This is a genomic window from Streptomyces flaveus (assembly GCF_014647675.1).
Taxonomy (GTDB): Bacteria; Actinomycetota; Actinomycetes; order Streptomycetales; family Streptomycetaceae; genus Streptomyces; species Streptomyces flaveus.
Genome location: NZ_BMPQ01000009.1, coordinates 157198 through 182764, shown reverse-complemented (window position 1 = coordinate 182764; position 25567 = coordinate 157198). Strand labels below are relative to the sequence as shown.

The 25567-nt window shown below is 70.7% G+C and carries 21 protein-coding genes; 16 read left to right on the top strand and 5 right to left on the bottom strand.

Features of this window, described 5'->3' with window-relative positions:
* Window positions 1–2: 2 nt before the first annotated feature.
* Window positions 3–2645 carry an ATP-dependent Clp protease ATP-binding subunit gene (locus IEZ21_RS20360; protein WP_189323338.1) on the bottom strand — a complete coding sequence of 881 codons (2643 nt, stop codon included), beginning with the start codon at window positions 2643–2645 and terminating at the stop codon, window positions 3–5.
* A 459-nt stretch (window positions 2646–3104) separates the two neighbouring features.
* Window positions 3105–3881 carry a type I methionyl aminopeptidase gene (gene map, locus IEZ21_RS20355; protein ID WP_189323337.1) on the bottom strand — a complete coding sequence of 259 codons (777 nt, stop codon included), beginning with the start codon at window positions 3879–3881 and terminating at the stop codon, window positions 3105–3107.
* Window positions 3882–3942: 61 nt separating this feature from the next.
* On the opposite strand from map, the gene IEZ21_RS20350 reads away from it, so the two are divergent.
* The 9 genes from IEZ21_RS20350 to IEZ21_RS20310 all read left to right on the top strand — a co-directional run bounded on the left by IEZ21_RS20350 (window position 3943) and on the right by IEZ21_RS20310 (window position 15334).
* A complete protein-coding gene (locus IEZ21_RS20350; protein ID WP_189323336.1) occupies window positions 3943–4194 on the top strand; it encodes a helix-turn-helix domain-containing protein in 252 nt (83 codons plus the stop codon).
* Between the two features lie 174 nt (window positions 4195–4368).
* Window positions 4369–6006, top strand: a complete 1638-nt coding sequence (locus tag IEZ21_RS20345) for a hypothetical protein (protein WP_189323468.1) — start codon at window positions 4369–4371, stop codon at window positions 6004–6006.
* 422 nt (window positions 6007–6428) lie between these two features.
* The gene (locus tag IEZ21_RS20340; RefSeq protein ID WP_033320165.1) at window positions 6429–7271 is read left to right on the top strand and encodes a nitrilase-related carbon-nitrogen hydrolase; all 843 of its coding nucleotides are present in this window, start codon (window positions 6429–6431) and stop codon (window positions 7269–7271) included.
* Window positions 7268–8551 carry an aspartate aminotransferase family protein gene (locus IEZ21_RS20335; protein ID WP_189323335.1) on the top strand — a complete coding sequence of 428 codons (1284 nt, stop codon included), beginning with the start codon at window positions 7268–7270 and terminating at the stop codon, window positions 8549–8551. The genes IEZ21_RS20340 and IEZ21_RS20335 overlap by 4 nt, the downstream gene beginning before the upstream one ends.
* A 23-nt stretch (window positions 8552–8574) precedes the next feature.
* A complete protein-coding gene (locus IEZ21_RS20330) occupies window positions 8575–10137 on the top strand; it encodes a PucR family transcriptional regulator (protein WP_189323334.1) in 1563 nt (520 codons plus the stop codon).
* Window positions 10138–10292: 155 nt separating this feature from the next.
* Window positions 10293–11135: a nitrilase-related carbon-nitrogen hydrolase gene (locus IEZ21_RS20325; protein WP_033320168.1), complete on the top strand. Its 843-nt coding sequence runs from the start codon at window positions 10293–10295 to the stop codon at window positions 11133–11135.
* An 88-nt stretch (window positions 11136–11223) separates the two neighbouring features.
* A complete protein-coding gene (hydA, locus tag IEZ21_RS20320; protein ID WP_189323333.1) occupies window positions 11224–12627 on the top strand; it encodes a dihydropyrimidinase in 1404 nt (467 codons plus the stop codon).
* Window positions 12628–12637: 10 nt separating this feature from the next.
* A complete protein-coding gene (locus IEZ21_RS20315; protein ID WP_189323332.1) occupies window positions 12638–13657 on the top strand; it encodes a TIGR03842 family LLM class F420-dependent oxidoreductase in 1020 nt (339 codons plus the stop codon).
* Between the two features lie 117 nt (window positions 13658–13774).
* The gene (locus IEZ21_RS20310; protein WP_189323331.1) at window positions 13775–15334 is read left to right on the top strand and encodes an NCS1 family nucleobase:cation symporter-1; all 1560 of its coding nucleotides are present in this window, start codon (window positions 13775–13777) and stop codon (window positions 15332–15334) included.
* A gap of 29 nt (window positions 15335–15363) precedes the next feature.
* Here IEZ21_RS20310 and IEZ21_RS20305 read toward each other — a convergent pair whose 3' ends face one another.
* From IEZ21_RS20305 to IEZ21_RS20295, 3 genes are all read right to left on the bottom strand, one after another.
* Window positions 15364–16032 (bottom strand): hypothetical protein, encoded by a 669-nt coding sequence (locus IEZ21_RS20305; RefSeq protein ID WP_189323330.1) that lies wholly within the window; start codon window positions 16030–16032, stop codon window positions 15364–15366.
* Window positions 16033–16181: 149 nt separating this feature from the next.
* Window positions 16182–17015 (bottom strand): class I SAM-dependent methyltransferase, encoded by an 834-nt coding sequence (locus IEZ21_RS20300; protein ID WP_189323329.1) that lies wholly within the window; start codon window positions 17013–17015, stop codon window positions 16182–16184.
* Window positions 17012–18022 carry a carboxymuconolactone decarboxylase family protein gene (locus tag IEZ21_RS20295; RefSeq protein WP_189323328.1) on the bottom strand — a complete coding sequence of 337 codons (1011 nt, stop codon included), beginning with the start codon at window positions 18020–18022 and terminating at the stop codon, window positions 17012–17014. The genes IEZ21_RS20300 and IEZ21_RS20295 overlap by 4 nt, the downstream gene beginning before the upstream one ends.
* 166 nt (window positions 18023–18188) lie before the next feature.
* On the opposite strand from IEZ21_RS20295, the gene IEZ21_RS20290 reads away from it, so the two are divergent.
* The 7 genes from IEZ21_RS20290 to IEZ21_RS20260 all read left to right on the top strand — a co-directional run bounded on the left by IEZ21_RS20290 (window position 18189) and on the right by IEZ21_RS20260 (window position 25547).
* Window positions 18189–19289, top strand: coding sequence for a sensor histidine kinase (locus IEZ21_RS20290; RefSeq protein ID WP_189323327.1), 1101 nt, complete (start codon window positions 18189–18191; stop codon window positions 19287–19289).
* The gene (locus IEZ21_RS20285) at window positions 19286–19954 is read left to right on the top strand and encodes a response regulator (protein WP_189323326.1); all 669 of its coding nucleotides are present in this window, start codon (window positions 19286–19288) and stop codon (window positions 19952–19954) included. The genes IEZ21_RS20290 and IEZ21_RS20285 overlap by 4 nt, the downstream gene beginning before the upstream one ends.
* A 35-nt stretch (window positions 19955–19989) precedes the next feature.
* Window positions 19990–20616 (top strand): DUF4232 domain-containing protein, encoded by a 627-nt coding sequence (locus IEZ21_RS20280; RefSeq protein ID WP_189323325.1) that lies wholly within the window; start codon window positions 19990–19992, stop codon window positions 20614–20616.
* Between the two features lie 68 nt (window positions 20617–20684).
* Window positions 20685–22526 (top strand): gamma-glutamyltransferase family protein, encoded by a 1842-nt coding sequence (locus IEZ21_RS20275; protein ID WP_189323324.1) that lies wholly within the window; start codon window positions 20685–20687, stop codon window positions 22524–22526.
* Between the two features lie 107 nt (window positions 22527–22633).
* Window positions 22634–23479 carry an inositol monophosphatase family protein gene (locus tag IEZ21_RS20270; protein ID WP_189323323.1) on the top strand — a complete coding sequence of 282 codons (846 nt, stop codon included), beginning with the start codon at window positions 22634–22636 and terminating at the stop codon, window positions 23477–23479.
* 143 nt (window positions 23480–23622) lie between these two features.
* Window positions 23623–25032, top strand: coding sequence for a phytoene desaturase family protein (locus tag IEZ21_RS20265; protein WP_189323322.1), 1410 nt, complete (start codon window positions 23623–23625; stop codon window positions 25030–25032).
* Window positions 25029–25547, top strand: a complete 519-nt coding sequence (locus tag IEZ21_RS20260) for an O-acetyl-ADP-ribose deacetylase (RefSeq protein WP_189323321.1) — start codon at window positions 25029–25031, stop codon at window positions 25545–25547. The genes IEZ21_RS20265 and IEZ21_RS20260 overlap by 4 nt, the downstream gene beginning before the upstream one ends.
* Window positions 25548–25567: the final 20 nt, after the last annotated feature.

Genomic DNA, 25567 nt, shown 5'->3' with positions numbered 1-25567 from the left:
GCTCAGCCTTCGGCCTGGCCCGTCTCGTCGGTGCCCTCATCGGTGTTCTCGTCGGTGCGGAACACCGGCTCGCCGTACTCGATGTCCACCGTCACCCGGCTGCCCGGCGTGAGCCGGCCGTCGAGGAGGAGACGGGACAGCCGGTTGTCGATCTCCCGCTGGATGGTGCGGCGCAGCGGCCGGGCGCCGTACTCGGGCTCGTGTCCGCGCTGCGCGAGCCAGTCGACGGCCCGGTCGGTGAAGGTGACCGAGACGTCCCGGGTGCGCAGCCGGTGCCGCGTCTGATCCAGCAACTGCTCGGTGATGCGGTGCAGTTGATCGCTGGTGAGCTGCCGGAAGACCACGACCTCGTCGATGCGGTTGAGGAACTCCGGCCGGAAGTGCTGGCGCAGCGGTCGCAGGATCTGCTCACGGCGGGCCCGCTCGTCGGCCTCGGCGTCGCGCGCGGCGAACCCGAGGCCGGTGCCGCGGGTGATCGCCTCGGAGCCGAGGTTGCTGGTCATCACGATCACGGTGTTGGTGAAGTCCACCGTGCGGCCCTGGGCGTCGGTGAGCCGGCCGTCGTCGAGGACCTGCAACAGGATGTTGAAGACATCGGGGTGGGCCTTCTCCACCTCGTCGAGCAGGAGCAGCGAGTACGGGTGCCGCCGTACGGTCTCGGTGAGCTGCCCGGCCTCCTCGTGGCCGACGTAGCCGGGCGGGGCGCCGACGAGCCGGCTGACGGTGTGCCGTTCCTGGTACTCGCTCATGTCCAGGCGCACCATCCGCTCCTCGCTGCCGAACAGGGCCTCCGCCAGCGCGCGGGCCAGCTCCGTCTTGCCGACCCCGGTCGGGCCGAGGAAGAGGAAGCTGCCGATCGGCCGGTCGGGGCTGGCAAGCCCGGCCCGGGAGCGCAGCACCGCGTCGGCAACGACCCTGACCGCCTCGTCCTGTCCGACGACCCGCTCGTGCAGATGCTCCTCCAGGCCGAGCAGCCGGTCCTTCTCCTCGGTGGTGAGGCTGCTGACCGGGATGCCGGTCTGCCGGGAGACCACCTCGGCGACGGCCTCGGCGGTGACCTCGAGCTGCTGCCCCTCGTCGGCCTCCCCGTCGTGCCCCGCCTCGATCTTCGTCTTCAGCTCGCCGATCCGGTCGCGCAACTGTGTGGCCTGCTCGTACTGCTCGCTCGCCACCGCCTGGTCCTTGTCCCGGGTGAGCTGCTCGACCTCGCGCTCCAGGGCGCGTACGTCGGTGCCCTTGGTCCTGGCGCGCAGCCGCACACGGGCACCCGCCTGGTCCATCAGGTCGATGGCCTTGTCCGGCAGATGGCGGTCCGTGATGTAGCGGTCGGACAGCTCCACGGCGGCGACCAGGGCCTCGTCGGCGTAGCGGACCTGGTGATGGGCCTCGTACCGGTCGCTCAAGCCGCGCAGGATCTCCAGCGCGTCCGCGGCGGAGGGCTCGGGAACCAGGATCGGCTGGAACCGGCGCGCCAGGGCCGCGTCCTTCTCGATCCGGCGGAACTCCTCCAGCGTCGTGGCACCCACGACGTGCAGCTCACCGCGGGCCAGCGCCGGCTTGAGGATGTTGCCCGCGTCCATCGAGCCGCCCTCGCCGCCGCCTCCGGCGCCGACGACGGTGTGCAGTTCGTCGATGAAGACGATCAGCTCGTCGGAGTTCGTACGGATCTCGTCGACGATGTTGGTCAGCCGCTCCTCGAAGTCACCGCGGTAGCGCGTCCCGGCCACCACGCCCGACAGGTCCAGGGCGACCACCCGGCGGCCGGCGAGTACGTCGGGCACGTCGCCGTCGGCGATGCGCTCCGCGAGGCCTTCCACGATGGCGGTCTTGCCCACGCCCGCGTCGCCGATCAGGACCGGGTTGTTCTTGCCGCGCCGGGACAGCACCTCGACGGTCTGCTCGATCTCCTGGTCCCGGCCGATGACCGGGTCGATACGGCCCTGCCGCGCGAGGTCGGTGAGATCCCGGCCGTACTTGTCCAGGGTCGGGGTGGGGGAGGAACGCGGCCGCTCGGGATGCGCGGGGGCGCCTGCCGCCGGGGCCGATCCCTCGGGCGGGCCGGGGGAGGGGCTGAACCGGGCGGCGTTCAGGATGTGCCCGGCGGCGGAGTCGGGGTTCGCGGCGAGGGCGCTGAGGACGTGTTCGGGGCCGATGTAGCCGACGCCTTGCGCCCTGGCCAGGGCGTGGGCGTCGAGGAGGGCGCGCTTGACCGCGGGGGTGATGCCGAGGGGGGTGTGGGGGCGGTCGTCGGGCTGGGCGTCGGTTCGGTCCTCGGGCCGGTTGTCGGGCCTGTCGGTGGACTGGTTGCCGGGCTTGGTCGCGGACTGGTTGTCGGCCGGGCCCACTCGTTCGTCGATCTCGGTGGCCAGCGCGTCGGGGTCGGCGCCGGCGCGGGCCAGGAGGCTGCGGGTGGGTTCGACGGCGAGGGCGGCGCGGAGGAGGTGCTGGGTGTCGAGGTCCGTACTGCCGTGCTCGGTGGCGTACGTCGCGGCGGTGGCGACCAGCTGGCGGGCGGGGCCGCTCATCAGCCGGCCGATGTCGATGTGCCGGGGGGCGGGGCGCGGCCCGCCCCCGAAGAAGCGGGCGAAGAATTCTCCGAAGGGGTCCGGGCCGTAGCCCTGCGGACCTGGGAAGCCGCTGGTCATGGCCGTCCTCGCATGTCGACTACCGTGCGGCTCGCGAGTGCCCATGACTCCGTCGGTTACACGTGGGGTTCGTTTTTGGGTGCGGGTGTGTGGGTGGCTGGTCGCGCAGTTCCCCGCGCCCCTGGGTGGGTGGGGGGTGCGGGGCCGTGGGCCGGTGCGTCAGCCCGTCGCAGGGCGGGCATACGGCTCTGGGCTGGTACAGGGTGCGGGTTCTCCGAGACCGAAGCTAAGCGACGGGCATAGGACGCACCGGCCCACGACCCCTCCCGCCGGAGGGCAAGTGCGGGCACATCGGGGTGCGGGCTTTCCCGGGGCCCCGGCTTGTTCGGGACGCCAGGTCCTCGGGCGCGGGCAGGCGCAGGCTTTCGCTTTTCAGGGGCGCGGGGAACTGCGCGACCAGCCACGACGGCGCCGCACTCGCCCAAGAACCGAACCCACCCCTCGGGTAGGCGCCTCTGCTCAACCGCCGGAGGCAACCGTCAGGATCCTGGGACCCGTGGTGGTGATGGCCACCGTGTGCTCGGCGTGGGCTGCACGGGAGCCGTCGTTGGTTCGGAGGGTCCAGCCGTCTGCGGCTGCGTGGTAGCCGTCCGCGCCGGAGGCGATGAGCATGGGCTCGATGGCCAGGACCATGCCGTGGCGGAGGGGGAGGCCCCGGCCGGGTCGGCCCTCGTTCGGGACCGGAGGGTCCTCGTGCATGCGGCGGCCGATGCCGTGGCCGCCGAAGCCGTCCGGAATGCCGTAGCCCGCCGCGCGGCACACCGTGCCGATGGCGTGCGCGATGTCGCCGATGCGGTTGCCGACGACGGCCGCCTCGATGCCCGCCGCCAGGGCGCGCTCGGCGGTCTCGACGAGACGTAGGTCGTCGGGGCGGGGCCGGCCCACGACGAAGCTGATCGCCGAGTCGCCTGCCCAGCCGCCCAGTTCGGCGCCGAAGTCGGCGGAGAGCAGGTCGCCGTCGCGCAGCCGGTAGTTGGTCGGGATGCCGTGCACGATCGCGTCGTTCACGGAAGTGCACAGGACCGCCGGGAAGGGCGTGGGGGCGAAGGAGGGCCGATAACCGAGGAAGGGGGAGCCGGCGCCTGCGCTGCGCAGGACGTCGTGGGCGACCTCGTCCAGTTCCAGGAGCGAGACGCCGATGTCTGCGGCCTTCCGTACCGCCGTGAGGGCCCGGCCCACGACCTGGCCCGTTTCGTACATCGCGTCGATAGACGTGTCCGTCTTCAGTTCCACCATGCCAATTACTATACCGCTCGACACCTATTAATATACCGCTTGCCGGTATTAGTATGGGGCCATGGTGCGAAACCCCCTGACCCCCGAAGAGCGTGAACGTGGCGAGCGGCTCGGCCAGTTGCTGCGCGAGGCCCGTGGTGGCCGCAGTATGGCGGAGGTCGCCGCCAGCGCGGGCCTCTCCGCCGAGACGCTCCGCAAGATCGAGACCGGCCGGGCCCCGACCCCCGCCTTCTTCACCGTGGCGGCACTGGCCGGAGCGCTGGGTCTGTCGATGGACGAGATCGCGGGGCGGTGCGCACTGACAGGGGTGTAGGCGGCCTTCGCGTTACGAGACTTGCCGGCCTCTCGAAGCTCCGCCGCGCACATCACGTTCCGAGTGGGCCGGAGTACTGTGCGGCCCGTCCGAAAGCCTGTCGTAGCACATCCGTAACACGAATGGTGTTTTCTACCGGAACGGAGTACTCCAGGCTGGCGTGGGGTGAACATAATGACGGTGGAACAACTCCCGGGCCAGGTACGGGAGTTCGCTCAGTATCTCAAAGGGCTGCTGACCCGGCTCGACCAGGGCGGCGGGTGGTGCGCTGTGTTCTGGCAGCGCGATCCCGAAGGGATGCGGGCCTGCCTGGACGGCTGGGAAGTGCCGCCCTGGGACGTCGTGGAGGCCCTCCTCCAGGACCTCGCCGCCGCATACGGTGACCGGGCCGCCGCGCAGGAGACCGAGCGGGCACGCGTCCTCCACCGCGCCTCACTCGCCGCGTACGACGCCCGACCCGGCGGCCGGGACGCCCTCGGCGACCGCCTCGACGTCATGCTCCGCGAACAGCGCTACGCCGCCGAACGCCAGGCGGAACTCACCCAGTCACTCCGCGCCGCCACCTCCCGCGACGAGGCCGACTCCATACGCCTCGACCTGGCCTGGGCCAGCGACGACCACGAACGCGCCACCGCCCGCTGCGCCGAAATCCAGTCCCGCCTGGACGAGTTGGACCGCCGGACGCCGGGTGGACACGCACGCGAGGCGATGACGATCCCTCCGGGGGACGGCGGGGGCGTGGTCTGGGTCGACGAGGGGTCCGACGGGGGCGAGGGGCCGACGGACGACGGTTACGGGGGGCCGTCCCATGGGCGCGGTGGTGCGTACGGCTCCGAGCGTGCCGCCGGGAGACGCGTGGGCGCGCCGCGCCGGGAGTCGATCGAGGACGACTGGCCGGACATCTGGCGGGACTCGACCACGCGTCGGGCTGCCTGGCAGCCCGACGCCGGTGTGGACACCCCGGCCCCGATGCCCGCCTCGCCCTCACCAGAACACGCCAGCCCGTCCGACGACCGGACCTCTCCGGCCGACTCCTACCCCGCGCCATCCACGCCCACCGCTCCCGCCGCCCCAAAGGGGACCAAGGCGGCCAAGCAGCGCTCCAAACGGCGGCCCCGGGGCAGTGCCCGCTTCGCCGGGATCGAAGCGGACACTGATGCCGGCGCCGTACCGGCCATGCCCGCGCCTGCCGCCACGGAACGCAGCCCGCGGGGGGTTCGTTACGCAGGGGCCACCGAGGAGGCGGAGCGGCGGCCGTCGGCGCGGCGCGAGCCGTTGGACGACGACGCGCGGCGGGCCACGGTCGAGACGGTCCAGCGGCTCGTCCGGCTGCGTGGCGAGGGCCGCAGCGGCGAGGCACACGTCCTGCTGGCCGAAGCCGCGTACTGGCCTGCGGCCCGCTTTCCCCTACTCGCCGCCGAGCTGCACCGCGCGGGCCTGGGTGCGGACTGGTCCACGCTTCTGTGGGAGGCGGTTTCGCTGCCGGCCGACCGGCTGGTCGCCGCGGCCGATGCGCTCGCGGCGGCGGGGCGTACGGCGGACGGCCGGCAGATGCTGCGACAGGGTGTCACACGGCCCGCCTCGGAGATCGGCGAAGCGGTGTTGGCGCTCGCCGAGGATGGCCGCGACCGCGAGGTGCGCGCGCTCCTCGACGCGTACGTCCGCGTTCGCACGCCCGAGGAAGTGGCCCGCAGCGCGGCCCCCGACCCGGCGTGCCTCGCGCCCCTCCTCCTGGAGGCGGCCAAGGCCGTGTCCGAGGAACGCCACTGGGACTTGGTCCACGCACTCCGCGTCGCCGGTTACACGGGGTGACGGCGCCTCCGGCGGGGGCGCCTTTAGGGGTGGTGGGTTCGGTTCATGGGCGACTGCCGGCCCGTTGTGGCTGGTCGCGCAGTTCCCCGCGCCCCTAAAAGCAAAAGCCTGCGGCTCCCCGCACCCCGAAGACCCCGGCGCCCCGGGCAAGCCCGTGCCCACGACCCCGCACCCCCACCCACCTAAGGGGCGCGGGGAACTGCGCGACCAGCCACACCCAACCCGCAGCTGCCCAACCGCCGGAGGTAGCCCGCCCAACCGCCGGAGGCACCCCCACCGGAGTGGGAAACATGATCGATTCCCCCGGTTAACGACGATGGTCTTGCCCAGCGCAGCGGCTCCGCTTACTTTCGGGGCTCTACGACCAGCGTCTACGGGCGTAGAGTCGTAGAGGCTGACGTCCCGGTCGAAGGAGCAAGCTCATGGCCAACGTCGTACGTGCCGCCCTGGTCCAGGCCACCTGGACCGGCGACACCGCAACCATGGTCGCCAAGCACGAGGAACACGCCCGCGAAGCGGCCCGCCAGGGCGCGAAGGTCATCGGGTTCCAGGAAGTCTTCAACGCCCCGTACTTCTGCCAGGTCCAGGAGCCGGAACACTACAAGTGGGCCGAGCCCGTACCGGACGGCCCGACCGTGACGCGTATGCAGGAGCTCGCGCGCGAGACCGGCATGGTCATCGTCGTCCCGGTCTTCGAGGTCGAGCAGTCCGGCTTCTACTTCAACACCGCCGCCGTGATCGACGCAGACGGCACCTACCTCGGCAAGTACCGCAAGCATCACATCCCCCAGGTCAAGGGCTTCTGGGAGAAGTACTACTTCAAACCGGGCAACCTGGGCTGGCCGGTCTTCGACACGGCCGTCGGCAAGGTCGGCGTCTACATCTGCTACGACCGCCACTTCCCGGAGGGCTGGCGTCAACTCGGTCTCAACGGCGCCCAGTTGGTCTACAACCCCTCCGCCACCTCCCGCGGCCTCTCCGGCTACCTCTGGCAGTTGGAGCAGCCCGCCGCCGCCGTCGCCAACGAGTACTTCATCGCCGCGATCAACCGCGTCGGCCAGGAGGAGTACGGCGACAACGACTTCTATGGGACGAGTTACTTCGTCGACCCCCGTGGGCAGTTCGTCGGCGAGACCGCGAGCGACAAGAGTGAGGAACTCGTCGTGCGTGACCTCGACTTCGACCTGATCGAAGAAGTACGGCAGCAGTGGGCCTTCTACCGGGACCGCCGCCCCGACGCGTACGAAGGACTGGTGCAGCCATGAGTGACCTGTACGCCCGCCACAAAGCCGTCCTCCCCGACTGGCTCGCCCTCTACTACGCCGACCCTCTCGAGATCACCCACGGCGAGGGCCGCCACGTCTGGGACGCCGACGGGAAGAAGTACCTGGACTTCTTCGGCGGGATCCTGACCACCATGACCGCGCACGCGCTCCCCGAGGTGACGAAGGCCGTCAGCGAGCAGGCCGGCCGGATCATCCACACCTCGACCCTCTACCTCGACCGGCCGATGGTCGAACTCGCCGAGCGCATCGCCCAGTTGTCCGGCATCCCGGACGCCCGCGTCTTCTTCACGACGTCCGGCACGGAGGCCAACGACACCGCACTCCTGCTGGCGACCACGTACCGGCAGAGCAACCAGATCCTGGCGATGCGCAACAGCTACCACGGCCGTTCGTTCAGCGCGGTCGGCATCACCGGCAACAAGGGCTGGTCGCCGACCAGTCTCTCGCCGCTCCAGACGCTGTATGTCCACGGCGGCGTCCGCACCCGCGGCCCGTACGCCGAGCTCAGCGACGCCGAGTTCATCGCGGCCTGCGTCGCCGATCTGAAGGACCTGCTCGGCCATGTCCGCGCGCCCGCGGCTCTGATCGCCGAGCCCATCCAGGGCGTCGGCGGCTTCACCGCACCGCCGGACGGACTGTACGCGGCCTTCCGCGAGGTACTCCAGGAGCGCGGCATCCTGTGGATCGCCGACGAGGTGCAGACCGGCTGGGGCAGGACCGGCGACCACTTCTGGGGCTGGCAGGCCCACGGCCAGAGCGGCCCGCCCGACATGCTGACCTTCGCCAAGGGCATCGGCAACGGTATGTCGATCGGCGGTGTCGTCGCCCGCGCCGAGGTCATGAACTGCCTCGACTCCAACTCCATTTCGACCTTCGGCGGCTCACCGGTCACGATGGCTGCCGGGAACGCCAACCTCACGCACCTCCTCGAACACGACCTCCAGGGCAACGCCCGCCGCGTCGGCGGCATGCTCATCGAGCGGCTGCGGGCCATCTCCGCGCAGCTGCCGGGCGTACGCGAGATCCGTGGCCGAGGGCTCATGATTGGCATCGAGCTGGTGAAGCCCGGCACCGACGAGGCCGACCCGGACGCGGCCGCCGCCGTGCTCGAAGCGGCCCGCGAGGAAGGCCTGTTGATCGGCAAGGGCGGCGGTCACAACACCAGCGTGCTGCGCATCGCCCCACCACTCTCGCTCACCGTCGCGGAGGCCGAAGAGGGCGCCACGATCCTCGAGCGGGCGCTGAGACTCATCCCGTAGGACCTGAGCAAGGGAACGTCGCTATGCCCACCGCCTCGGAACCCGCTCTCTCGGTTCGCCAGGTCCTCGGCCTGGAGCGGGTGCTTGCCGGAGAGCCCGAGGTGGTGGCCGGTGCCAGCCAGCTCGACCGGCCCGTGCGCTGGGTGCATGTCGCCGAGGCCGCCGATGTCGGCGTGATGCTCAGCGGCGGGGAGATGGTCCTCACCACCGGTGTGCTGCTCGCCGGTGACGTGGAAGCGCAGGCCGAGTACATCCGCTCGCTGCACCGCGCGGAGGCCGCCGCCGTCGTGCTGGGCCTGGGGCGCGCCTTTCCCGCAACGCCCGATGTGATGCGCCGGGCCGCCGAGCGGTGCGGGCTGCCGATGGTGGTGCTCCACCGCCCTTTCCCCTTCGCCGAGTTGACGGAAGAGGTCCAATCCCGGCTTGTACAAAGGAAGTTCGCGGCCGTCAGTCTCTCGGAGGCCGTACGGACCGCGCTGACCGGGCTCATCACCGCGGGCGCCCCGCTGCAACGGCTGCTCGACGAGGTGGCAGGACACAGTGCCTGCCCCGTCGTCGTCACCAACCTCGCGCACCGTGTGCTCGCGACGGCGGGGGAGCGGTCCGCGGTGGACGACGTGCTGCGTGACTGGGAGCGCATCGCGCGGCAGGCGGGCGGCAGCGAGGGCGACGGCTGGGTCCGTGCCGAGCTGGGCGGGCGCGGGGAGCGCTGGGGGCGCATCGTGCTGTGCGGCTATCGCGGGGACGGTGCCACCGGGCGGCTGCTCGCCGATCGCGCCGCCGAAGCCCTCGTACTGCATCGCATGCTCGGCGGACCCGCGCCTTCCTGGGAGGAACAGTCCGCGCAGGGCCTGCTGACCGACCTCGTCTCCGGTGTCGTACCGGCCCGGCAACTGTTGCCGCGGGCGCGGGCGGCAGGGCTGCCCGTCAACCGGCGGACGTTCGTGCCACTGGTGGTACGGGACGGTGAGCCCGCCCAACTCGACCGGGTGCTACGGCTGTTGGGGATGCCCGGCCTTGTCGCCGAGCTGGCCGACGGGGCCACCGCCGTGCTGCTGAGCCTGGCCCGGGACCAGGACGCGGAGGCGCTGGCGACGCACTTCGCGACCCGGTGGCGTACGGAGTCGGGGGAGCACAAGACGGTCGTCGCCGCCGCGGATCCGCGGACCGTGTGGGACGACGTGCCCGCCGGTCTGCGCGAGGCCCAGCATGTGGCAGACGCGGTCGCGACGACGCCCACCGAGCTGGACCTTCCGGTGGTGGTGCGCCTGCGGGACGTACATCTGCGGGGCCTGATCCGGCTGCTGCGGGACGATCCGCACGTGCAGTCGTTCGCCGAGCGGGAGCTGGACGGGCTGCTGTGCGGGGACGGCACGGCCGAGCAGGAGCTGCTGCCCGTGCTGCGGACGTATCTCGCGACCGGCCGCAACAAGTCGCGTACCGCCCAGCTCCATCACGTCTCCCGGCCCGCCCTGTACCGCCGGCTGGAGGCCATAGAGGCGCGGCTCGGGGTCGATCTCGACGACTTCGAGCAGGCCGCGTCCGTGCACATCGCGCTCCTCGCGCACGATGCGCAACAGGGGTGAAACATGGAACGACATGGGAAAACGGTGGTGAAACATGGGCCGACGGCGGAGTGACACCGTGGAACGCCATGCCCCCGTAGACGTGACACCGTGCATCTCAAAGACCTCTTTCGGACTTCCTAGGCTCGCCGCACACCGAGTGACCGGAGGTCCCGATGAGCAGAGTGGTCCGCGCCGCCGTCTTCCAGACCGCCTGGACAGGCGACAAGGAATCGATGATCCAGGTCCACGAGCAGGCGGCCCGCGACGCCGCCGCGCAGGGCGCCCAAGTCCTGTGTTTCCAGGAGCTGTTCTACGGGCCGTACTTCTGCCAGGTCCAGGACAAGGCGTTCTACGAGTACGCCGAGCAGATCCCCGAGGGGCCGATCGTGCGCCGCTTCCAGGCGCTCGCCAAGGAGCTGGGCATCGTCCTGGTTCTGCCGATGTACGAGGAGGAGCAGCCCGGCGTCCTCTACAACACCGCGGCGGTGATCGACGCCGACGGCTCGTACCTCGGCAAGTACCGCAAGACGCACATTCCGCAGGTCGAGGGCTTCTGGGAGAAGTTCTACTTCCGGCCCGGCAACAGCGGCTGGCCGGTCTTCGACACGGCCGTGGGCAAGATCGGCGTCTACATCTGCTACGACCGGCACTTCCCGGAGGGCTGGCGCGCGCTCGGTCTCGCCGGGGCCGAGATCGTCTTCAATCCCTCGGCCACCTCACGCGGTCTGTCCGGCTACCTCTGGCAACTGGAGCAGCCGGCCTCCGCCGTCGCCAACGAGTACTTCGTGGGCGCCATCAACCGTGTGGGCGTGGAGGAGCTGGGCTCCAACGACTTCTACGGAACCTCGTACTTCGTGGACCCGGAGGCGCAGTTCGTCGGCGAGGTGGCGAGCGACAAGGAGACCGAACTCGTCGTACGCGACCTCGACATGGCCAAGCTCCGCGAGGTCCGCGACCGCTGGCAGTTCTACCGCGACCGGGCCCCCGGGGCGTACGAGCCGCTGACCGCACCCTGACCGCAGTCCCGGCGTCCGCCGATCCGGCGGACGCCGGGCGCATCCGTACCTCATCCGCACCCACCACGGCAGGACCAGGAGAGGGAACATGAGCAGCCGTACCGTCATCCGCGGTGGCCTCGTCATCACCGCGTCCGACGAAATCCACGCCGACGTCCTCATCGAGGACGGCCGCATCGCCGCCCTCGCCGCGAGCGGCACCCCCGCCGCCGAGGCCTGGACAGCCGAGCGGACCATCGACGCCACCGGAAAGTACGTGATTCCGGGCGGCGTCGACGCCCATACGCACATGGAGCTGCCGTTCGGCGGCACCTTCGCCGCCGACACCTTCGAGACCGGCACCCGGGCCGCGGCCTGGGGCGGCACCACGACGATCGTCGACTTCGCCGTGCAGAGCGTGGGCCACTCGCTGCGCGAGGGCCTGGACACCTGGAACGCCAAGGCCGACGGCAAATGCGCCATCGACTACGGCTTCCACATGATCGTCTCCGACGTCAACAGCGAGACGCTCAAGGAGATGGACCTGCTCGTGGAGGAGGGCGTCACCTCCTTCAAGCAGTTCATGGCGTACCCCGGCGTCTTCTACAGCGACGACGGCCAGATCCTGCGCGCCATGCAGCGCTCCGCCGAGAACGGCGGGCTGATCATGATGCACGCCGAGAACGGCATCGCGATCGACGTACTCGTGGAGCAGGCGCTGGCGCGCGGCGAGACCGACCCCAGGTATCACGGCGAGGTGCGGAAGGCGCTCCTCGAGGCCGAGGCCACTCACCGCGCCATCAAGCTCGCGCAGGTCGCGGGCGCCCCGTTGTACGTCGTGCACGTTTCGGCGATGGAGGCAGTCGCCGAGCTGGCACGGGCGCGCGACGAGGGCCTGAACGTCTTCGGTGAGACCTGCCCGCAGTATCTGTTCCTGTCCACGGACAATCTCGCGGAGCCCGACTTCGAGGGGTCCAAGTACGTGTGCTCCACGCCGCTGCGGCCCAAGGAACACCAGAAGTACCTGTGGCGGGGCCTGAGGACGAACGACCTCCAGGTCGTCTCCACCGACCACTGCCCCTTCTGCTTCGTCGGCCAGAAAGAACTCGGCCGCGGCGACTTCTCCAAGATCCCCAACGGTCTGCCGGGCGTCGAGAACCGTATGGACCTCCTCCACCAGGCAGTCGTCGACGGGCACATCACCCGCCGCCGCTGGATCGAGATCGCCTGCGCGACCCCGGCCCGGATGTTCGGCCTGTACCCGAAGAAGGGCACCATCGCGCCGGGCGCCGACGCCGACGTCGTCATCTACGACCCGGGGGCCGAGCAGATCATGTCCGCCGAGACGCACCACATGAACGTCGACTATTCGGCGTACGAGGGCAAGAGCGTCACCGGCCGCGTCGAGACGGTCCTCTCGCGGGGCGAACTCGTCATCACCGAGCGGGAGTTCACGGGACGCGCCGGGCACGGCGTCTACACCCCCCGCTCCACCTGCCAGTACTTGAACTAGGAGTGGTGCCATGGACTTCGGACTCGTCCTGCAGACCGACCCCCCTGCTTCCCGTGTCATCAGCCTGATGAAGCGGGCCGAGCGCAACGGCTTCACGTACGGCTGGACCTTCGACTCCGCCGTGCTGTGGCAGGAGCCGTTCGTGATCTACAGTCAGATCCTGTCGAACACGTCGAAGCTGAAGGTCGGCCCGATGGTCACCAACCCGGGCACCCGCACCTGGGAGGTCACCGCCTCGACCTTCGCCACGCTCAACGACATGTTCGGCAACCGCACGATCTGCGGTATCGGCCGCGGTGACTCCGCGATGCGGGTCGCCGGGCGGAAACCGAACACGCTCGCGCGGATCAGTGAGGCCATGAAGGTCATCCGGGCCCTCGGCAGCGGCGAGGAGGCGGACCTCGGCGGCACGGTGATCAAGCTCCCATGGGTCAAGCCGGGCGCCGAACTCCCGGTCTGGATGGCCGCGTACGGCCCGAAGGCGCTGAAGATGACCGGCGAGGAGGCCGACGGCTTCATCCTCCAGCTGGCCGATCTGTATCTGACCGAGTACATGGTCAAGGCCGTGCGCGACGCGGCTGTGGCGGCCGGCCGTGACCCGTCCGACGTCAAGATCTGTGTGGCCGCGCCCGCGTACATCACCGAGGACGACTCGCCCGAGGCGCTCGCCCACGCGCGGGAGCAGTGCCGCTGGTTCGGTGGGATGGTCGGCAACCACGTCGCCGATCTCGTCTCCAAGTACGGCGATCACTCCGACGTGGTTCCGGAGGCGCTCACGGACTACATCAAGGCCCGCGAGGGCTACGACTACTCGCACCACGGGCGCAGCGGCAACCCCGACACCCAGTTCGTGCCCGACGAGATCGTCGACCGGTTCTGTCTGATCGGCACGGCCGAGCAGCACATCGAGAAGCTGAACGCGCTGCGTGAGCTGGGCGTCGACCAGTTCGCCGTCTACGACATGCACGACGCGCAGGAGGCCGTGATCGACACGTACGGCCAGAAGGTCATCCCCGCGCTGAACTCCTGATCCGAATCCGAACCGCTCCTCCCCGCCCCCCACCTTGTTCTCCCCTCCCCCTCGTCCCGGGGAGGGGATCAAGGCCCCGCACGGCCTTTCCCGTCCCACCTCTTGATTGGCCTGCCCATGACCGAAACCGTCCCCACGGGTCCGCCGACAACCCAGACCACCGACAACGCCGGCCGGATCGAACTCGCCCCCGGCGCCTTCCCCACCGACAGTCCCTTCGCCAACGAGGACCTGCGTCCCGTTCCGGTCTCCGAGCGCAAGTGGACGACGTACAACTTCGCGGCCCTGTGGATCTCCATGGCCCACTGCATCCCCAGCTGGACCCTGGCCTCCGGTCTGGTCGCCCTCGGTATGGACTGGAAGCAGGCCGTCTTCACCATCGCCCTGGCCAACGTGATCGTGCTTTTGCCGATGCTGGCCACCGGCCATGCCGGACCGAAGTACGGGATTCCGTTCCCGGTCCTTGCCCGCGCCTCCTTCGGGCTGCGCGGTGCCAACATCCCGGCGCTGATACGCGCGGCCGTGGCCTGCGGCTGGTTCGGCATCCAGACCTGGATCGGCGGCAGCGGCATCTTCGCGCTGGGCTCCAAGCTCACCGGCGGTGAGTGGGAGAAGGCCGGGCAGATCGCGGGTAACCCGTGGCCGCTGTGGCTCTGTTTCCTCCTCTTCTGGGCGGTGCAGATCGCGATCATCTACCGCGGTATGGACTTCCTGCGGCATTTCGAGAACTGGGCCGCGCCCTTCGTGATCGTCGGCGCCTTCGTGCTGCTGATCTGGATCGCGGTCAAGGCGGACGGCTTCGGCCAGCTGCTGTCGCAGCCCTCGCAGCTCGGCTGGGGCCCGGACTTCTGGCCGGTCTTCTTCCCGTCCCTGATGGGCATGATCGGCTTCTGGGCCACCTTGTCCCTCAACATCCCCGACTTCACACGCTTCGGCGCCAGCCAGAAGGCGCAGACCTGGGGTCAGTCCCTTGGCCTGCCCACGACGATGACGCTGTTCGCGATCCTCGCCGTGCTGGTCACCGCCGGCTCCGAGGTCGTCTACGGCGAGGCGATCTGGGACCCGGTCGCCCTCGCCGCCAAGGCGGACAACGCCTTCGGCCTGCTCTTCGCCCTGATCACCGTGATCGTCGCGACGATCTCCGTGAACATCGCGGCGAACGTGGTCTCCCCGGCGTACGACCTGGCCAACCTGGCCCCGAAGTTCATCAACTTCCGTACGGGCGCGCTGATCACGGGTGTCATCGGCATCCTGATCTTCCCGTGGAAGCTGATCTCCACGCCCGAGTTCTACATCTTCACCTGGCTCGGAGTGGTCGGCGGGCTGCTCGGCACGGTCGCGGGCATCCTGATCGCGGACTACTGGATCGTCCGCCGTACGGTCCTCCATCTCGCGGACCTGTACACGCCCGGCGGGCGCTACTGGTACACGTCCGGCTGGAACCTGAAGGCGGTGGTGGCCTTCGTGGTCGGCGGTGTGCTCGCGGTCGGCGGCTCGTACTCGACGGTGAACGCCGAGGGCGCGAAGAACGGGCCGTTCCCGGTCGACGGACTGATCCCGTTCCTGAAGCCGCTCGCCGACTACGGCTGGACGGTGGGCCTGGCCACTTCGCTGGTGCTGTACGTGGTGCTGATGGGTGGCAGGGAGCGTGAACCCCAGCCTCAGGACGCCGTCTGACGGTGGTGCGGGCGCGTTGGAGAACGGCTCTACTGGGCCTTCTCCAGCGCGGCCACCGCCTCCTTGGCGGCCTTGATGGCGCCCTTGTTGATCTCGTCCGTGCTGGGCGCCTTCTTCGTCTCGAAGTCACTGCCGTTGTACGTGATGACCACCAGCGCGTTGGAAGCGCGGGCGATCACCATGCCTTCGCGCGTCTGCTGCTTGTCCTCGGTGGTGAGGTTCACGACGGAGTACGCCTCGTCGCCGAGCCCGGGGACCGCTCCTCCGCCGCTCTGCTTCGTGATGCGTTCCTTGTAGGCGGTGGCGGCGGTCTGGTCGGTCTTCTTGATCTCGTACGAGACGTCGAGCCAGCGGTAGTCGAACCCCTTGAGCGCGTTCCAGGAGCAGGTGCGGCGCACCGACTCGTCGCTCGACGGGATCTCCTTGCCGGCCGTCTTGGCGCCCGGCACCAGCGAGGTCACCGTCTTCTTCCCGAGCCCTTCGCAGGGCTTCGGCGAGACGCGGTACGTCTGGCTCGCCGCCGCCGTGGACGGCGCGGTCGGCGACGCGCTGGGTCTGTCCGAGGCCGTCTTGTCGTCCGCCTCTCCGGCAGGGGACGCGGCGAACGGCCCGGACGCCAGCGCCCAGCCGGCCGAGGCGAGCACGACGACCGGCAGCAGACGCGCGGTGAGGGCGAGCGGCAGAGGAAGAGAACGCACGGCGCATTTCTCGTGAGGATGGGTGCGGAGGGGGCCACACGGCGGACGGGACGCCAGTGTCACATGCCTCTCTGTGAGACGAAAGTGTGAACTCGCTCCGTACTCGTGTGGTCACAGGGGCTCGCTGTTGACGGACGCGGTGACGCGGTTCAGAGCGGCCGGGTCCCCGTCACGAGCCATACGCCGGCATTCAGGCGTACGCCGCGGTCGGTCTCGTACGGGCGCATGGTGTCCTCCAGGGCCGCGCGCGTGGCGGCGGAGACCGTACGGTCCGGGGTGCGGGAGAGGAGGAAGCCGACCGCGTCGGCGGCGTCCTGGCCCCACATGGTTTCGACGGGCACCGGGGTCACGTTGATGTCGTCGTATCCCTGGAGCGCCGCGCGAATGCGCTCAGGGTCGGACAGAGACATCATCGCGACCTGTGCGGCTGCCAGGTCCGGGGTGGGCTCGTCCTCCCCGAGGAGCTTGCGGAACAGGCTGAATACCTGAGCCTCCTCGGTGTCCGGACCCGGCGGCTGCGGACAGATGAACGCGAGCCGCCCACCGGGGCGCAGCGCACGCGCGAGGTTCCGGAAGGCGGCCGTGTGGTCGGCGAAGAACATCACGCCGCCTCGGCTGATGACCACGTCGTACCCGGCACGCGGGAACAGGTGCAGCTGCGCGTCGGCGTGCTCGTACGCGGCGTTCGTGATGCCCTTGGCCGCCGTGCTCGCGCGCGCCCTGTCGAGGAGCGGCGCCGAGATGTCGACGCCGACGGCGTGTCCGTGCGCGGCCAGCCGGGCCGCGATCCGGGTCGTCGCGCCGGCACCGCAGCCGACGTCGAGGACACGGTCGCCCGGCGCGATCGCCGCGCCTTCGAACAGCGCGTCGTTGACGTCGGCCAGCATCGCGTCGTAACGGTCCTGGTGGGCGGCCCAGTGTCGGCCCATGGGGCCGTTCCAGGCTTGTGCCTGACGGGAGTTGACGGTCTCGGTCTCAGTCATGCGGTCTCCTCATGGATGCGAAGGGGCAGCGCCCGCTCGATGCGGTCCACGGCGGCGAACGCGCCGTATGCGATCAGATGGACCAGACAGTGGTCCGTGTACGGGGGCTTCTTCCAGACCGCCACGTCTTCGTCGGCGATGCGGTACGGCGCCAGCGCGGCCAGCAGCGCCAGACGCGCGCCGGGCCGGTCATCGCGGTTCGGCAGGTCCTTCCAGCCGAGCGGAGGATGCGTGCCGTCCCACGCCTCGACGGTCTCACGTACGAGCGTCCGGTCGGCCTCGGTGAGGAGGTCGGCACCTGCGGTGGCGGCCCTCCTGAGCGCCGCGTACGCCGGGCCGACCGTCGTCCCTGCCGCCCAGGAGGGGCCGGGGCCCGTTTCGTCCTCGTCGAGGAGCGCGAGGCTCGCACCCGGGACGATGCGTCGGCGCACAGTCTTCGCCAACGAACGGCCTCCCAGGCTGCGTACCACCCTGAAGCGCTGGACGTTGCCGGGGAGCAGGTTCTCGGTTACCAGGGACGAGACGATCCGGTTGATGAAGTGGAAGGAGAGGGAGGTGCCCACGTACCCGGGGGTGTGTTCGGCCGGGAAGGGGAGCGTCGAGACGTCCGGGCTGCCAGGGATGCGGGTCGCCTCGCCCCAGGCGAGCACGCGCGCGTGCTGCTCGTTTTCCGGCGGCTTCCCGTGTGCCAGGCGCTCGGCGAGGGCGTGGTCGCCGGTGGCGTGCAGCAGCATGGTGTGCGCGTCCACGCAGAACGGGCACTTGTTGGCGCGCGACACTCCTACGGCGGCCAACTCCTTGCCGGTGCGGCTGCCGTTGCCGGCGATCAGGGACTCACGCAGCAAGGCCCAGGTGGGAGCGAGGAGTTCGGGGGCCGAGGAGAGGGCGACGAAGGGGGAGGCGTCCTCGATGCCGAAATCCGTGGCGAGCTGCTCGTAGACGGCGGCGGTGCGGCCGGTGGCGGCCTTGGGCGGGATGGGCTCGGTGTACCTGAAGGGTGAAGTCATGAGGAGAACCCTGGTTCCGGCGGGTACTTTCGGGCGTCGTACGGGCGAAGGCAGTTGAGGCTGCGCCGACGAGGTCGGCCGGTCGGTGGACTACTGCGCCGGGAGTAGTCGCGGGGTTGTCCACAGGGCTGACGCCGTTGTCGGCGCGGCGGTTTACTGTGCGGACATGGACGGGGACCAGGTGTTACACGGGCGCGTCGTCGACGTGGCGCTCGCCGTCGTGATCGGCGCGATCGTCGTGGCCGCGGCGGTCTTCGACGGGGACACGACGCCGTTCGACTACGCGTTGATCGTGGCCGGTTCGTTGGCGCTGGCGGCGTATCGGCGGGCGCCGCGCGTGGTGCTCGCCGTGACCACGATTGCCCTGACCGGCCATGTGCTGCACGCCCACCCCGGACCGGTGTCCGCTCTGCCGGTGGTGGCCGCCGTCCACACGGCGGCTCAGGCGGGGCACCGAGGCGTGGGCGCGATCGCGAGCGCCGTGTTCCTCGGGGGGTATCTCGCGACGGACCCCACGTCCCAGGACTCCGTCGAGCGGACCGCGCTGCTGGCGGGCTGGTTCCTGTGCGCCGTCGTCACCGGCCTCGCTGGGCGCAACTGGCAGGCGTATCTGCGCCAGACCGAACAGCGTGCGCTGGAGGCCGAACGCACCCGCGAGGAGGCTGCCCTGCGCCGGGCGGGCGAGGAACGCCTGCGGATCGCCCGGGAGTTGCACGACTCCCTCACGCACAGCATCTCGATCATCAAGCTCCAGGCGGGCGTCGCTGTCCACCTCGCCCGCAAGCGCGGCGAGGAGGTGCCGCCCGCGCTGCTCGCCATCCAGGAGGCCGGCGGCGAGGCGATGCGCGAACTGCGCGCCACGCTGGAGGTGTTGCGCACCGACGAGCCCACCGGCACTCCCGCCCTGCTCGTGGAGCGCGCCAGGGCGGCGGGCCTCGCCGTCGACCTGACCGTGAACGGCCGCGAGCGTCCGCTGGCGGCGACCGTGGACCGTGCCGCGTACCGCATCGTCCAGGAGGCCCTCACCAACGCCGCCCGCCACGCGGGACCCGCCAAAGTCATCGTCCAACTGGATTACGGAAAGGGCGAGTTGGATATACGGATCGACGACGACGGCACCGCTGACCCGGCCCGGCCGCCCACCGAGGGCATCGGCCTCACCGGCATGCGTGAACGTGTCACGGCGCTCGGCGGCACGCTGGATGCCGGTCCGCGCGCAGAGGGCGGCTTCTCGGTGCGGGCCCAACTGCCGCTGGACGCCTCGTGATCCGCGTCGCGCTCATCGATGACCAGGCGCTGATGCGGGCCGGTTTCCGGGCGCTCCTGGACGCCGAGGACGGCATCGAGGTGGTGGGAGAGGCCGCCGACGGGAAACAGGGGCTGGAGCTGGTGCGCGCCCACGTTCCCGATATCGCCCTGGTCGACGTCCAGATGCCGGTGATGTCGGGCATCGAGGCCACCCGCCGCATCGCCGCCGATCCCGAACTGTCCGCCGTACGCGTCGTCATCCTCACCAACTACGGTCTGGACGAGTACGTCTTCGAGGCGCTGCGCGCCGGGGCCAGCGGGTTCCTGCTCAAGGACACCGAGCCCGCCGATCTGCTCCAGGCCATCGAGGTGGTGGCGCGCGGCGAGGCACTGCTGTCGCCGTCGGTCACGCGCACGCTGATCGGCGAGTTCGTGTCCCGGCCACCGGACCGGGCCACCGCTCCCGGCCTGGAGTGCCTCACCCGCCGCGAACGCGAGGTCACCGCGCTCGCCGCGCGCGGGCTCACCAACGAGGAGATCGCCGCCCATATGGTCATCAGCCCCTTCACGGCCAAGACCCACATCAGCCGCGCGATGACGAAGCTCGGCGCCCGCGACCGGGCCCAACTCGTCGTCTTCGCCTACGAGTCGGGCCTGGTGGCGGCACGCGGTCACGCGGAGTGAACCCCTCCGTCGAGGGTGCGTGCGATGATCGGCGCGTGATCGCGATACGCCGCAGGCCAGCCCGCTTTGCCGTCCTCGCCTGCCTGCTGGCGCTGACCGCGAGCGGCTGCGGGCTCTCCGCCGAACTGGAGCGTGAGCGCAACCCGGATCCCAAGCCTCCGCCCTCACCGTCGCTGACCCTGCCCGTGCAGCCGCCCCCGGCCGTCACTCCCGAAGCCTCGCCGAGCGTGCCGGTTCAGGAGGAGTCCGGCTGCCCGTCGTCCGGGGTGCGCTTCGGCACCGAGCTCGTCCAGGGCGCCATGGGGCTGCGCGCCACGAGCCTCATCCTGACCAACTGCGGTTCACGGCCGTACGAGTTGAACGGCTATCCGTCCATCCAGGTGCTCGACGAGGCGGGCGCGCCCCTCACGGGAGTGCGCACCGTCGAGGGCACGGACGAGGTGTCCATGGCCCCGGAGGATCCCGGCCTCGAGCCGCTGACGCTCGCTCCTGGCGAGAGCGCGTACGCGAGCCTGTACTGGCGGATGAACAACGAGAAGGGCATCTATCTGCGCGTCGCGCCCATGGAGGGACGCGAGGTCACGACCGTACGCGCCGAGGACTACCTCGACATCGGCCCCGACAACGTCTTGGGGACGTCGCCCTGGAAGCCGATGGAGTAGCGGGTACTCGGGGGCGCGGACGGGTACGTACGATCTTCGGACGCCTGTCCGACTGTGAGGAGTCGCCCGTGTTCACCACCCGGCCCACCCTCCAGGGCACCTTCGGCATGGTGTCCTCCACGCACTGGCTCGCCTCGCAGTCGGCCATGGCCGTGCTGGAGGACGGCGGCAACGCGTACGACGCCGCCGTCGCCGCGGGCTTCGTACTGCACGTCGTCGAGCCCCATCTGAACGGGCCGGCGGGTGAAGTGCCGATCATCCTGGCCCCGGCGGGCGGCGAGGTACGGGTGCTGTGCGGACAGGGTGTGGCGCCGGCCGGGGCGGAAATCGCCCGCTACAGGGGACTCGGTTTGGATCTCGTACCCGGTACGGGACCGCTCGCCGCCGCCGTTCCCGGTGCCTTCGACGCGTGGATGCTGCTTCTGCGGGACCACGGCACGAAGCCCCTCGCCGACGTCCTGAAGTACGCCATCGGGTACGCGGAGGACGGGCACGCGCCCGTGGAGCGCGTAGGCGAGACCGTCGAGACCGTACAGGAGCTCTTCGAGACCGAGTGGACCTCGTCGGCCGAGGTGTATCTGCCGGGCGGCCGGGCCCCGCGGCCGGGCGAGCTGTTCCGGAATCCGGCGCTGGCCGCGACCTGGAGGCGGCTGATCACGGAGGCCTCCCGGGCGGGCGGTGACCGGGTCGCGCAGATCGAGGCGGCGCGGCGGATCTGGCGCGAGGGCTTCATCGGCGAGGCCCTGGTGCGGCAGGCGGCGCGGCCGGCCATGGACACCAGCGGCGAACGCCACGCGGGCACGCTGACGGCAGCCGACCTGGCCTCCTGGTCCGCGTCCTACGAGGCTCCGGTGACGTACGACTGGCGGGGCTGGACTCTGTGCAAGGCGGGCCCCTGGAGCCAAGGGCCGGTCCTCCTCCAGCAGTTGGCCCTGCTGCCGCCCGAGCTGCCGCGGTACGGCTCCGCGGAGTACGTCCATCTGCTGATCGAGGGCTGCAAGCTCGCGATGGCCGACCGGGAGGCCTGGTACGGGGACGCGGCCGACGTACCGGTGGGGGAACTGCTGTCGGAGGAGTACAACGCGGGGCGGCGGGCGCTCGTCGGGAAGAAGGCCTCGTACGAGCTGCGGCCCGGGAGCCCTGGAGGACGTACTCCGCCGCGGCTGAGCCACCACGCGCGCGTGGTGGCCACCGGGGAGGCGGGGTCCGAACCGCTCGCGGCGCCGGGCGCGGGGGAGCCGACGGTGGCCAAGAGCCCGACGTTGCCGCTGCCGGGGGAGCCCGACGTCTCGGCGGACGGCGGTACTCGGGGCGACACCTGCCACCTCGATGTCGTCGACCGCTGGGGCAACATGGTCGCCGCCACGCCCAGCGGCGGCTGGCTGCAGTCCAACCCGGTCGTGCCGGAGCTGGGCTTCCCGCTCGGCACCCGGCTCCAGATGGCCTGGCTGGAGGAGGGGTTGCCCAACTCCCTCACGCCCGGGCGCCGTCCGCGTACGACGCTCACGCCCTCGCTCGCGCTGCGGGGCGGGGTACCGGTCATGGCGTTCGGCACACCCGGCGGCGACCAGCAGGACCAGTGGCAACTGCACTTCTTCCTGGCCGTCGCCCTGCGCTCCGAGGTGCGCGGCGGACTCGACCTCCAGGGCGCGATCGACGCCCCGAACTGGCACAACGACAGCTTCCCCGGCTCCTTCTACCCACGCGGCATGCACCCCGGCAGCGTCACCGTCGAGGCCCGCATGGACCCGGCCATCGCCCACGAACTGCGTCGCCGGGGCCACGACGTACAGGTCGGACCGCCCTGGTCCGAGGGGCGGCTGTGCGCGGTCGCGCGGGACCCGGAGAGCGGAGTGCTGTCGGCGGCGGCGAATCCTCGGGGGATGCAGGGGTACGCGGTCGGACGCTGACCCTGAGGCTGCTGATACCCCAGGCGCGTGGGGGGAGTTCATGCTGATTCCACCCGGAGTGCACCAGCCGGGTGAGGATTGTCAGTGGCGCGTGCTCTCATGGAGTGGTGATCGAAGACAGTGAAACCATCGAAGAGTTTCTCGCGCACGGTATGTCCGACGTGGAGGAAGCAGTCCGCAAGGCGGCGGCGACAGAGATCATGCCGCGCTTCCGGCAGCTCGCCGCGCACGAGATCGACGAGAAGACCGGCCCGCACGACCTGGTGACGGACGCCGACCGCAAGGCCGAGGAGTACCTCACGGCCGTGCTCGGTGCCCTGCTGCCCGGCTCGGTCGTGGTCGGCGAGGAGGCGGTGCACGCCAACCCGTTGACGTACGAGGCGATCCGGGGCGAGGCACCGGTGTGGATCGTCGACCCGGTCGACGGGACACGGCAGTTCGTGCACGGCAACCCCGGCTTCGCCACACTGGTCGCGCTCGCGCTGGGCGGCCAGGTGCTCGCCTCCTGGACATACGCTCCGGCGCTCGACCTGTTCGCCACCGCGATACGGGGATCAGGCGCCGCTCTCGACGGGGTGCCCCTGCGCTCCGGTTCGCCCGCACCGGACCGCCCGCTCGAAGTGGCCACATCCCACCCGGACTTCACGACCGACGACGAGAAGCGCGCTCTGCTCGCCCTGCGCACGGAGGGCGTGCGGACCCGGCCCTGCGGCTCCGCCGGCCTCGAGTATCTGGCCGTCGCGCGCGGCGAGTTGGACGCCACCGGCTTCTCCTGGGAAGCGGCCTGGGACCACGCGGCCGGCCTGCTGCTGGTCGAGGAGGCGGGCGGTGCGCATCTGACCCGCGCGGGCGAGCCGTTCCGGATAACGGGCGGCAACACCCTCCCGTTCACCGCCGCGCGGGACGCGGCCACGGCTCAGCGGGTGGCGGGCCTGCTGGCGGGCGGAGCCTGACCGCAGGCCGCTGCGCTGTACTCGGGCCGCGGGTCGAAGCGGATGGCCTGCGAGGACCACCCGCGCCCAGGCGCTGTCACCGCCCCGGCATATCCTGATCCCGAGTGGCCACCGGCTGACAAAGGAGTCCGAAGGTGCCGTCGATGCTCGATGCGGTCGTGGTGGGTGCGGGGCCGAACGGACTGACCGCTGCCGTGGAGCTGGCCCGCCGCGGTTTCAGTGTGGCCGTCTTCGAGGCGCGCGACACCGTCGGCGGAGGCGCCCGCACCGAGGAGCTCACGCTGCCCGGCTTTCGGCACGACCCGTGCTCGGCCGCGCACCCGCTGGGCGTCAACTCGCCCGCCTTCAAGGCCCTGCCGCTCGGTCGGTACGGCCTGGAGTGGCTGCACCACGAACTGCCCATGGCGCACCCCTTCCCGGACGGCACGGCGGCGGTGCTGTCACGGTCCGTGGCCGAGACTGCGGCGTCCTTCGGCCCGCGCGACGCGGGGACGTACCGCAGGCTGGTCGACCCCTTCACCGGCAGATGGGACACGCTCGCTCGGGACTTCATGTCCCTGCCGCTCAGCGCGCTGCCCCGCGACCCGGTCACCCTCGCCCGCTTCGGTCTCGTCGGTCTGCCGCCCTCGACATGGCTGACACGCAGATTCCACGACGAGCGGGCCAAGACGCTGTTCGCCGGTCTGGTCGCCCACGTCATGGCCCCGCTCGACGGCTTCGCCACCGGCGCCGTCGGCCTCGTCTTCGCGCTGGCCGCGCACGCGGGCGGCTGGCCCGTAGCGCGCGGCGGCTCCCAGTCGATCTCCGACGCGCTCACCGCGTATCTCAAGGACCTCGGCGGCACCGTCCACACCGACTACGAGGTCAAGCGACTCGACGACCTGCCGCCCGCACGCGCGTACGTCTTCGACACCTCGCCCGCCGCCCTCAGCCGGATCGCGGGCTTCGGGCGGTACTACGAGCGGTACCGGTACGGGCCGGGCGTCTTCAAGATCGACTACGCCCTGGACGGACCGGTGCCCTGGACGGCGAAGGAGGCCCGCCGCGCCGGGACGGTGCAGATCGGGACGAGCAGGGCCGAGATCGGCACCGCTCTGCGCGAGGCCTCGCGGGAAGGGCGGGCCCCCGACGCACCGTTTCTGATCACCGTGCAGCCGAGCGTCGTCGACCCCTCCCGGGCCCCGGACGGCAAGCAGGTCTTCTGGGCGTACGGGCATGTGCCGAACGGCTGGACCGGAGACCTCACGGACGCCATCGAGCGCCAGCTGGAGCGGTTCGCGCCGGGCTTCCGGGACCGCGTTCTTGCCCGCGCCACGGCGGGCCCGCCCGAGATGGCTGCCCGCAACGCGAACTACGTGGGCGGCGACATCGCCTGCGGCGCGGCCTCCGGACTGCAGCTGATGCTGCGGCCCAGGCTGTCCCTGTTCCCGTACAGCACACCGCATCCGGCCGTGTTCATCTGCTCCTCGGCCACCCCGCCGGGGCCGGGCGTGCACGGAATGTCGGGGCACAACGCCGCCAAGGCCGTATGGAGGAGGCTGCGCCAGGCATGAGTGCCACGACCGCCATCGAACTCGTCCAGGGCGACATCACCCGGCAGTCCGTCGACGCCATCGTGAACGCCGCGAACTCCTCACTGCTCGGCGGCGGAGGCGTAGACGGCGCCATCCACCGGCGTGGCGGCCCCGCCATCCTCGACGAGTGCCGCAAGCTCCGCGCCTCCCAGTACGGCAAGGGTCTGCGCACAGGTCGGGCAGTCGCCACGACCGCGGGCGAGCTGGACGCCCGCTGGGTGATCCACACGGTGGGTCCCGTCTACAGCCAGAGCGAGGACCGCTCCGACCTGCTCGCCTCCTGTTACCGGGAGTCGCTGCGGATCGCGGACGAACTGGGAGCTCGCACGGTCGCGTTCCCCGCGATCTCCACCGGCATCTACGGGTGGCCGATCGACGACGGCGCCCGGATCGCGGTGGAGACGGTGCGGGCCACACCTACCTCGGTCGAGGAGGCCAGATTCGTCCTCTTCGACGAGCGGGCCTACGCAGCGTTCGCCGGGCAACTTCGCTGACGGAACCGTGGTTCGGTTCA